Below are 12,251 nucleotides of genomic sequence, written 5' to 3'. Positions count from 1 at the left end.
GGGCTTACAGTCAGTACTAATGTAGCAATAGAATCACAACCTGACACACTGGTTAAGTTGGCGGTATATGTACCAGCCGCATTAATGGTTTGACCATTCCAGGTATATGGCAGCTGATTTGTACAGATAGCCGCATTAGTCGTACTGGTTACAGCAGAATTCACAGTCAAATTCAATGTAGCGATTGAATCGCAGCCACTAGCTGCAATCAGGTTAGCAGTATAAGTACCGGCAGCGTTAATGGTTTGTCCATTCCAACTGTACGGTAGCTGGTTGGTACAGATGGCCGTATTAGTCGTACTGCTTACTGCAGGATTCACAGTCAAATTCAATGTAGCAATAGAGTCACAACCGCTTACACCGGTCAGATTGGCTGTGTATATACCAGCCGCGTTTATGGCTTGTCCGTTCCAAGTGTATGGCAATTGGTTGGTACAGATAGCGGTATTGGTAGTACTGGTGAGTGTTGGACTTACTGCTAGAACTAATGTAGCGATTGAATCGCAGCCACTAGCTGCAATCAGGTTAGCAGTATAAGTACCGGCAGCGTTAATGGTTTGTCCATTCCAACTGTACGGTAGCTGGTTGGTACAGATGGCCGTATTAGTCGTACTGCTTACTGCAGGATTCACAGTCAAATTCAATGTAGCAATAGAGTCACAACCGCTTACACCGGTCAGATTGGCTGTGTATATACCAGCCGCGTTTATGGCTTGTCCGTTCCAAGTGTATGGCAATTGGTTGGTACAGATAGCGGTATTGGTAGTACTGGTGAGTGTTGGACTTACTGCTAGAACTAATGTAGCGATAGAATCACAACCACTGGCCGAAGTTAGGTTAGCAGTATAAGTACCTGCCACGTTAATAGTCTGGCCGTTCCAGGTGTATGGCAATTGGTTTGTACAGATGGCCGTGTTAGTCGTACTGCTTACTGCAGAATTCACAGTCAAATTCAATGTAGCAATAGAATCGCAACCACTGGCCGCAGTCAGATTTGCGGTATAAGTACCCGCAGCATTAATAGTCTGGCCGTTCCAGATGTATGGTAGTTGGTTTGTACAGATGGCCGTATTAGTCGTACTGTTTACTGCAGAATTCACAGTCAAATTCAATGTAGCGATAGAATCGCAACCACTGGCCGCAATCAGGTTAGCTGTATAAGTGCCAGCAGCATTAATAGCTTGTCCATTCCAGGTGTATGGCAGTTGGTTTGTGCAGATGGCCGTATTGGTGGTGCTGGTTACAGCTGGGTTCACAGTCAAATTCAATGTAGCGATAGAATCACAACCACTGGCCGCAGTCAGGCTAGCGGTATAAGTGCCAGCAGCATTAATAGCTTGTCCATTCCAGGTATATGGCAATTGGTTGGTACAGATAGCCGTATTAGTCGTACTGGTTACAGCTGGGCTTACAGTCAGTACTAATGTAGCAATAGAATCACAACCTGACACACTGGTTAAGTTGGCGGTATATGTACCAGCCGCATTAATGGTTTGACCGTTCCAGGTATATGGCAGCTGGCTTGTACAGATAGCCGTATTAGTCGTACTGGTTACAGCTGGGTTCACAGTCAAATTCAATGTAGCGATAGAGTCACAACCGCTTACACCGGTCAGATTGGCTGTGTATATACCAGCCGCGTTTATGGCTTGTCCGTTCCAAGTGTATGGCAATTGGTTGGTACAGATAGCGGTATTGGTAGTACTGGTGAGTGTTGGGCTTACTGTTAATACCAAGGTAGCAATAGAATCGCAACCGCTGGCCGCAGTCAGATTAGCGGTATAAGTACCGGCAGCGCTAATAGTTTGTCCATTCCAGGTGTATGGCAATTGGTTGGTACAGATAGCTGTATTAGTTGTGCTTGTTATCATTGGGCTTACCGCTAGAACTAATGTAGCAATAGAGTCGCAACCGCTGGCCGCAGTCAGGTTAGCGGTATAAGTACCGGCCGCGTTAATAGTTTGGCCGTTCCAAGTATATGGCAATTGGTTGGTACAGATAGCGGTATTGGTAGTACTGGTGAGTGTTGGGCTCACTGTTAATACCAACGTAGCAATAGAATCACAACCTGATACATTGGTTAAGTTGGCGGTGTAAGTACCAGCCGCGTTAATGGTTTGACCATTCCAAGTATATGGCAATTGGTTGGTACAGATGGCTGTATTGGTAGTACTAGTCAGCGTTGGGCTCACAGTCAATACCAATGTAGCAATAGAATCGCAACCTGATACACTGGTTAAGTTGGCAGTGTATGTGCCAGCCGCGTTAATGGCTTGACCGTTCCAGGTATATGGCAATTGATTCGTACAGATAGCTGTATTGGTGGTGGTCGTTAAAGTTGGGTTCACTGTTAATACCAATGTAGCAATAGAGTCACAACCACTGGCCGCAGTCAGGTTAGCGGTATAAGTACCAGCCGCATTAATGGTTTGGCCATTCCAGGTGTATGGCAGTTGATTCGTACAGATGGCTGTATTGGTAGTACTGGTTAAAGTTGGGCTCACTGTTAATACCAATGTAGCAATAGAGTCACAACCACTGGCCGCAGTCAGGTTAGCGGTATAAGTACCAGCCGCATTAATAGTTTGGCCATTCCAGGTGTATGGCAGTTGGTTTGTACAGATGGCCGTATTAGTCGTACTGGTTACTGCAGGATTCACAGTCAAATTCAATGTAGCAATAGAGTCACAACCGCTTACACCGGTCAGATTGGCTGTGTATATACCAGCCGCGTTTATGGCTTGTCCGTTCCAAGTGTATGGCAATTGGTTTGTGCAGATGGCCGTATTGGTGGTGCTGGTTACAGCTGGGCTTACAGTCAGTACTAATGTAGCAATAGAGTCACAACCACTGGCCGCAGTCAGATTTGCGGTATAAGTACCCGCAGCATTAATAGTCTGGCCGTTCCAGATGTATGGTAGTTGGTTTATACAGATCGCTGTATTGGTGGTGCTGGTGAGTGTTGGGCTCACTATTAATACCAATGTAGCAATAGAATCGCAACCACTGGCCGCAGTCAGATTTGCGATATAAGTACCAGCAGCATTAATGGTTTGTCCGTTCCAAGTGTATGGCAGCTGATTCGTACAGATGGCGGTATTGGTGGTGCTGGTTACAGCTGGACTTACAGTCAGTACTAATGTAGCTATAGAGTCACAACCACTGGCCGAAGTCAGGTTAGCAGTATAAGTACCTGCCACGTTAATAGTCTGGCCGTTCCAGGTGTATGGCAATTGGTTTGTACAGATGGCCGTGTTAGTCGTACTGCTTACTGCAGGATTCACAGTCAAATTCAATGTAGCGATAGAATCGCAACCACTGGCCGCAGTCAGATTTGCGGTATAAGTACCCGCAGCATTAATAGTCTGGCCGTTCCAGATGTATGGTAGTTGGTTTGTACAGATGGCCGTATTAGTCGTACTGTTTACTGCAGAATTCACAGTCAAATTCAATGTAGCGATAGAATCGCAACCACTGGCCGCAGTCAGATTTGCGGTATAAGTACCCGCAGCATTAATAGTCTGGCCGTTCCAGATGTATGGTAGTTGGTTTATACAGATCGCTGTATTGGTGGTGCTGGTGAGTGTTGGGCTCACTGTTAATACCAATGTAGCAATAGAATCGCAACCACTGGCCGCAGTCAGATTTGCGGTATAAGTACCAGCAGCATTAATAGCCTGTCCATTCCAGGTGTATGGCAGTTGATTCGTACAGATGGCTGTATTGGTAGTACTGGTTAAAGTTGGGCTCACTGTTAATACCAATGTAGCAATAGAGTCACAACCACTGGCCGAAGTCAGGTTAGCTGTATAAGTGCCGGCAGCATTAATAGCCTGTCCATTCCAGGTGTATGGCAGTTGGTTTGTGCAGATGGCCGTATTGGTGGTGCTGGTTACAGCTGGGTTCACAGTCAAATTCAATGTAGCGATAGAATCACAACCACTGGCCGCAGTCAGGCTAGCGGTATAAGTGCCAGCAGCATTAATAGCTTGTCCATTCCAGGTATATGGCAATTGGTTGGTACAGATATCCGTATTAGTCGTACTGGTTACAGCTGGGCTTACAGTCAGTACTAATGTAGCAATAGAATCACAACCTGACACACTGGTTAAGTTGGCGGTATATGTACCAGCCGCATTAATGGTTTGACCGTTCCAGGTATATGGCAGCTGGCTTGTACAGATAGCCGTATTAGTCGTACTGGTTACAGCTGGGTTCACAGTCAAATTCAATGTAGCGACAGAATCACAACCACTGGTCGCAGTCAGGTTAGCGGTATAAGTACCGGCCGCGTTAATAGTTTGACCGTTCCAGGTATATGGCAGCTGTTTTGTACAGATAGCCGTATTAGTCGTACTGGTTACAGCTGGGTTCACAGTCAAATTCAATGTAGCGATAGAATCGCAACCACTGGCCGCAATCAGGCTAGCGGTATAAGTGCCAGCAGCATTAATAGCTTGTCCATTCCAGGTATATGGCAATTGGTTGGTACAGATGTCGGTATTGGTGGTGCTGGTTACAGCTGGGCTTACAGTCAGTACCAATGTAGCAATAGAATCACAACCTGACACACTGGTTAAGTTGGCGGTATATGTACCAGCCGCATTAATGGTTTGACCGTTCCAGATATATGGCAGCTGGTTTGTACAGATAGCCGTATTAGTCGTACTGGTTACAGCTGGGTTCACAGTCAAATTCAATGTAGCGATAGAATCACAACCACTGGTCGCAGTCAGGTTAGCGGTATAAGTACCGGCCGCGTTAATAGTTTGACCGTTCCAGGTATATGGCAGCTGGTTTGTACAGATAGCCGTATTAGTCGTACTGGTTACAGCTGGGTTCACTGTTAATACCAATGTAGCAATAGAATCACAACCACTGGCCGCAGTCAGATTAGCGGTATAAGTACCGGCAGCGTTAATGGTTTGTCCGTTCCAGGCATATGGCAGTTGGTTGGTACAGATGTCGGTATTGGTGGTGCTCGTTAAAGTTGGGTTCACTGTTAATACCAATGTAGCAACAGAATCGCAACCGCTTACACTGGCGAGATTAGCTGTGTAAGCACCAGCACCATTAATGGTTTGACCGTTCCAGATATATGGCAGCTGGTTTGTACAGATAGCCGTATTAGTCGTACTGGTTACAGCTGGGTTCACAGTCAAATTCAATGTAGCGATAGAATCGCAACCACTGGCCGCAATCAGGTTAGCTGTATAAGTGCCAGCAGCATTAATAGCTTGTCCATTCCAGGTGTATGGCAGTTGGTTTGTACAGATAGCCGTATTAGTCGTACTGGTTACAGCTGGGTTCACAGTCAAATTCAATGTAGCGATAGAATCACAACCACTGGCCGCAATCAGGCTAGCGGTATAAGTGCCGGCAGCATTAATAGCCTGTCCATTCCAGGTGTATGGCAATTGGTTCGTACAGATTGCTGTATTAGTGGTGCTTGATACAGATGAATTAACGACTATTGTTAAGGTTGAAATTATCGCACACTGACCAGCATCTGGAGTAAAGGTGTAAGTCGTAGTAGTTGTATTATTCAAAGCTGGCGACCAGGTACCGGTAATACCATTAATAGAAGTGGTTGGCAATGGCGATAGTGTAGCGCCCGAACAAATCGGTGCAACAGCTGTAAATGTCGGGGTAATGCTAGAGCTCACCACAATAGTCATTGTTGCAGTAGTCGCACACTGGCCAGCATCTGGTGTAAAGGTGTAAGTCGTAGTAGTTGTATTATCTAAAGCCGGTGCCCATGTACCCGTAATGCCATTGTTTGAAGTGGTTGGCAATGGTACAATCGTTGCTCCGGAACAGATCGGTCCCACAGCCGTAAACGTCGGCGTGTTGCTAGCACTCACCACTATTGTCATGGTGGCTGTAGTCGCACACTGACCAGCATCTGGTGTAAAGGTATACGTCGTTGTAGTCGTATTATCCAAAGCTGGCGACCAAGTACCCGTAATACCATTAGTAGAAGTAGTTGGTAAAGGAGTCAAAGTCGAGCCCGAACAGATCGGTGCAACAGCTGTAAACGTTGGGGTAATACTAGTACTCACCACAATAGTCATTGAAGCCGTAGTTGCACACTGGCCAGCATCTGGTGTAAAGGTATACGTCGTTGTAGTCGTATTATCGAGTGCTGGTGCCCAGGTACCCGTAATACCATTGTTCGAAGTGCTGGGCAATGGCGCAAGTGTAGATCCAGAACATATAGGTCCTATAGCCGTAAATGTAGGTGTAATACTAGAGCTCACCACTATTGTCATCGTCGCTGTAGTCGCACACTGACCAGCAGTTGGGGTGAACGTATATGTAGTCGTTGAAGTGTTATCCAAAGCCGGTGTCCAGCTACCAGTAACGCCATTGTTAGAAGTGGTTGGCAATGGAGCTAAAATTGCTCCCGAACATATTGGGCCCACAGCCGTAAACGTTGGGGTAATACTAGAACTCACCACAATTGTCATGGTGGCCGTAGTCGCACACTGGCCAGCAGTTGGAGTAAAGGTATAGGTTGTAGTTGTCGTATTATCTAAAGCTGGTGCCCAGGCACCAGTTATGCCATTGTTAGAAGTGGTTGGCAATGGAGCTAAAATTGCTCCCGAACATATTGGGCCCACAGCCGTAAACGTCGGCGTAACACTAGAACTCACCACTATTGTCATGGTAGCCGTAGTCGCACACTGGCCAGCATCTGGCGTAAAGGTGTAAGTCGTAGTAGTTGTATTATCTAAAGCCGGTGCCCATGTACCCGTAATGCCATTAGTAGAAGTGGTTGGCAATGGCGCAAGTGTAGATCCAGAACATATAGGTCCTATAGCCGTAAACGTCGGCGTAATACTCGAACTCACCACAATTGTCATCGTAGCCGTAGTCGCACACTGGCCAGCATCTGGCGTAAAGGTGTACGTTGTTGTAGTCGTATTATCGATTGCTGGCGCCCAAGTACCCGTAATGCCATTAGTAGAAGTAGTAGGCAATGGCGCAAGTGTTGCTCCAGAACATATAGGTCCTATAGCCGTAAACGTCGGCGTAATACTCGAACTCACCACAATTGTCATGGTAGCAGTACTCGCACACTGGCCAGCAGTTGGTGTAAACGTATAAGTAGTTGTTGCGGTATTATCCAAAGCTGGCGCCCAGGCACCCGTAATACCATTGTTCGAAGTGGTGGGCAATGGCGCAAGTGTAGATCCAGAACATATAGGTCCTATAGCCGTAAACGTAGGTGTAATACTAGCACTCACCACAATTGTCATGGTAGCGGTAGTCGCGCACTGACCAGCATCTGGAGTGAACGTATATGTAGTCGTTGTAGTGTTATCCAAAGCGGGTGCCCACGTACCAGTAATTCCATTATTAGAAGAGGTTGGCAATGGAGCTAAAATTGCTCCCGAACATATTGGGCCCACAGTCGTAAACGATGGGGTAACACTAGAACTCACCACAATTGTCATTGTAGCAGTAGTCGCGCACTGTCCAGCATCTGACGTGAATGTGTATGTAGTCGTTGTTGTATTATCGAGTGCTGGCGACCAGGTACCGGTTATACCATTATTGGAAGTGGTTGGCAATGGTGCAAGTGTCGCTCCGAAACAGATCGGTCCCACAGCCGTAAACGTCGGCGTAACGCTGGAACTTACCACGATAGTCATTGTAGCTGTAGTCGCACACTGACCAGCAGTTGGCGTAAAGGTATACGTAGTCGTTGTCGTATTATCGAGTGCTGGCGACCAGGTACCGGTTATACCATTATTGGAAGTTGTTGGCAATGGCGCAAGCGTTGCTCCCGAACAGATCGGTGCAACAGCCGTAAACGTCGGCGTAACGCTGGAACTTACCACGATAGTCATTGTAGCTGTAGTCGCACACTGACCAGCATCTGGTGTAAAGGTATACGTAGTCGTTGTCGTATTATCGAGTGCTGGCGACCAGGTACCAGTAATTCCATTATTAGAAGTAGTAGGTAATGGTGTTAAAGTAGCTCCTGAACAGATCGGCGCAATTGCTGTAAACGTTGGGGTAATGCTAGCACTCACCACAATTGTCATTGTAGCAGTACTGGCGCATTGACCAGCAGTTGGTGTAAAGGTATAGGTAGTCGTTGTCGTATTGTCCAAAGCCGGCGCCCAGGTACCCATAACTCCATTATTGGAAGTGGTTGGCAATGGCGATAGTGTAGCGCCCGAACAGATCGGTCCCACAGCTGTAAACGTCGGGGTGATGCTGGAGCTAACCACAATAGTCATTGTAGCTGTAGTCGCACACTGGCCAGCATCTGGCGTAAAGGTGTACGTAGTCGTTGTCGTGTTATCGAGTGCTGGCGACCAGGTACCGGTTATACCATTATTGGAAGTTGTTGGCAATGGCGCAAGCGTTGCTCCAGAACATATTGGTCCCACAGCTGTAAACGTCGGCGTATTGCTAGAACTCACCACAACTGTCATTGTAGCAGTGGTCGCACACTGACCAGCAGTTGGCGTAAAGGTATACGTAGTCGTTGTCGTATTATCTAAAGCTGGTGCCCAGGCACCAGTTATGCCATTGTTAGAAGTGGTTGGCAATGGAGCTAAAATTGCTCCAGAACATATTGGGCCTACAGCCGTAAACGTCGGAGTAATACTAGAGCTCACCACAATAGTCATCGTAGCCGTAGTCGCACACTGGCCAGCAGTTGGAGTAAAGGTATAGGTTGTAGTTGTCGTATTGTCCAAAGCCGGCGCCCAAGTGCCAGTAATTCCATTATTAGAAGTTGTAGGCAATGGCGCAAGCGTTGCTCCCGAACATATTGGTCCCACAGCTGTAAACGTCGGAGTAATACTAGAACTCACCACTATTGTCATGGTAGCAGTACTCGCACACTGGCCAGCGTCTGGTGTAAACGTATACGTAGTCGTTGTAGTGTTATCCAAAGCCGGTGTCCAGCTACCCGTAATGCCATTATTAGAAGTAGTTGGCAATGGCGCAAGCGTTGCTCCCGAACAGATCGGCGCCACAGCTGTAAACGTCGGGGTAACACTAGAACTCACTACTATTGTCATGGTCGCTGTCGTCGCACACTGTCCGGCTGTTGGCGTAAAAGTGTACGTTGTTGTAGTCGTATTATCGAGTGCTGGCGCCCAGGTGCCGGTTATACCATTAGTAGAAGTAGTTGGCAATGGCGCAAGCGTTGCTCCTGAACATACAGGTCCTACGGCTGTAAACGTCGGCGTAACACTCGAACTCACCACAATTGTCATTGTAGCAGTAGTCGCGCACTGTCCAGCAGTTGGTGTAAACGTATACGTAGTCGTTGTAGTGTTATCCAAAGCCGGCGCCCACGTACCAGTAATTCCATTATTGGAAGTAGTTGGTAAAGGAGTCAAAGTCGAGCCCGAACAGATTGGTCCCACAGCTGTAAACGTCGGTGTTACGTTTGGATTAACGGTAATAGTTAAAGTCGTAGTAGTCGCACACTGCCCAGCCGTTGGGGTGAACGTATATATAGTCGTTGTAGTGTTATCCAAAGCCGGTGTCCAGCTACCAGTAACGCCATTGTTAGAAGTTGTTGGTAATGGCGCAAGCGTTGCTCCAGAACATACAGGTCCTACGGCTGTAAACGTCGGCGTAATACTCGAACTCACCACAATTGTCATTGTAGCTGTAGTCGCACACTGGCCAGCATCTGGCGTAAAGGTGTACGTTGTTGTAGTCGTATTATCGATTGCTGGCGCCCAAGTACCCGTAATGCCATTAGTAGAAGTAGTAGGCAATGGCGCAAGTGTTGCTCCAGAACATATTGGTCCCACAGCTGTAAACGTTGGGGTAACACTAGAACTCACCACTATTGTCATGGTCGCTGTATTCGCACACTGCCCAGCAGTTGGCGTAAAGGTATACGTAGTCGTTGTCGTATTATCGAGTGCTGGCGACCAGCTACCCGTAATGCCATTAGTAGAAGTGGTTGGCAATGGCGCAAGCGTTGCTCCCGAACAGATTGGGCCCACAGCCGTAAACGTCGGCGTAATACTAGTACTCACCACAATAGTCATCGTAGCCATAGTCGCACACTGGCCAGCAGTAGGTGTAAAGGTATACGTAGTCGTTGTCGTATTATCCAAAGCAGGCGCCCAGGTACCGGTGATGCCATTGTTAGAACTAGTTGGCAAAGGCGTCAAAGTGGCTCCTGAACAGATCGGCGCAACTGCTGTAAACGTCGGTGTTACAGTTGGATTAACGGTAATAGTTAAAGTCGTAGTAGTCGCACACTGGCCAGCAGTTGGTGTAAAGGTATAGGTTGTAGTTGTCGTATTGTCCAAAGCCGGCGCCCAAGTGCCAGTAATTCCATTATTAGAAGTTGTAGGCAATGGCGCAAGCGTTGCTCCCGAACAGATTGGTCCCACAGCGGTAAACGTCGGGGTAACACTAGAGCTCACCACTATTGTCATGGTTGCTATAGTTGCACACTGGCCAGCAGTTGGTGTAAAGGTGTATGTGGTCGTAGCAGTGTTGTCCAAAGCCGGTGCCCATGTACCCGTAATGCCATTAGTAGAAGTGGTTGGCAATGGTGTTAAAGTAGCCCCAGTGCAAATAGGAACAACTGCTGTAAACGTTGGCGTTACATTCGGATTAACAGTAATAGTTAAAGTAGTTGTAGTAGCGCACTGACCTGCTGTTGGCGTGAAGGTATATGTAGTCGTTGCTGTATTGTCCAAAGCAGGCGCCCAAGTACCCGTAATGCCATTAGTAGAAGTAGTAGGCAATGGCGCAAGTGTCGTTCCCGAACAGATTGGTCCTACAGCGGTAAACGTTGGGGTAACACTAGCACTCACCACTATTGTCATGGTAACAGTAGTAGCGCACTGACCAGCATCCGGTGTAAAGGTGTAAGTCGTAGTAGTTGTATTATTCAAAGCTGGCGACCAGGTACCGGTAATACCATTAATAGAAGTGGTTGGCAATGGCGATAGTGTAGCGCCCGAACAGATCGGTCCCACAGCTGTAAACGTCGGGGTAATATTAGAGCTCACCACAATTGTCATTGTTGCAGTAGTCGCACACTGGCCAGCATCTGGTGTAAAGGTGTAAGTCGTAGTAGTTGTATTATTTAAAGCCGGTGCCCATGTACCCGTAATGCCATTGTTTGAAGTGGTTGGCAATGGTACAATCGTTGCTCCGGAACATACAGGTCCTACGGCTGTAAACGTCGGCGTAATACTCGAACTCACCACAATTGTCATTGTAGCAGTAGTCGCGCACTGTCCAGCAGTTGGTGTAAACGTATACGTAGTCGTTGTAGTGTTATCCAAAGCCGGCGCCCACGTACCAGTAATTCCATTATTGGAAGTAGTTGGTAAAGGAGTCAAAGTCGAGCCCGAACAGATTTGTCCCACAGCTGTAAACGTCGGTGTTACGTTTGGATTAACGGTAATAGTTAAAGACGTTGTAGTTGCACATTGAGCAGCTGCTGGGGTGAACGTATATGTAGTCGTTGTCGTATTATCTAAAGCTGGTGCCCAGGCACCAGTTATGCCATTGTTAGAAGTGGTTGGCAATGGAGTAAGTGTCGCTCCCGAACAGATTGGCCCAACAGCCGTAAACGTCGGCGTAACGCTGGAACTTACGACGATAGTCATTGTAGCTGTAGTCGCACACTGACCAGCAGTTGGCGTAAAGGTATACGTAGTCGTTGTCGTATTATCGAGTGCTGGCGACCAGGTGCCCGTAATGCCATTGTTTGAAGTGGTTGGCAATGGAGCTAAAATTGCTCCCGAACATATTGGGCCCACAGCCGTAAACGATGGGGTAACACTAGAACTCACCACTATTGTCATGGTCGCTGTCGTCGCACACTGTCCGGCTGTTGGCGTAAAAGTGTACGTTGTTGTAGTCGTATTATCGAGTGCTGGCGCCCAGATGCCGGTTATACCATTAGTAGAAGTAGTTGGCAATGGTGCAAGTGTCGCTCCTGAACAGATCTGTGCCACAGCCGTAAACGTCGGTGTCACATTTGGATTGACCGTAATCGTCAAAGTAGCTGTCGTCGCACACTGTCCGGCTGTTGGCGTAAAGGTGTACGTTGTTGTAGTCGTATTATCGAGTGCTGGCGACCAGGTACCGGTTATACCATTATTGGAAGTTGTTGGCAATGGCGCAAGCGTTGCTCCAGAACATATTGGCCCTACAGCTGTAAACGTTGGGGTAACACTCGAACTCACCACTATTGTCATTGTAGCAGTAGTCGCGCACTGTCCAGCCGTTGGCGTAAA

Annotated in this window: 1 protein-coding gene; it reads right to left on the bottom strand. The window is 47.5% G+C overall.

The features are described from left to right. A partial coding sequence (locus tag GGD38_RS37270) for a beta strand repeat-containing protein (protein WP_375303973.1) occupies positions 1–12,131 on the bottom strand: 12,131 nt, incomplete at its 3' end. Between the last annotated feature and the right edge of the window lie 120 nt (positions 12,132–12,251).

The organism is Niastella sp. OAS944 (assembly GCA_024809215.1).
Lineage (GTDB): Bacteria > Bacteroidota > Bacteroidia > Chitinophagales > Chitinophagaceae > Niastella.
Note: the sequence above shows the minus strand (reverse complement) of the source record. Positions and strands in the feature narration are given on the sequence as shown.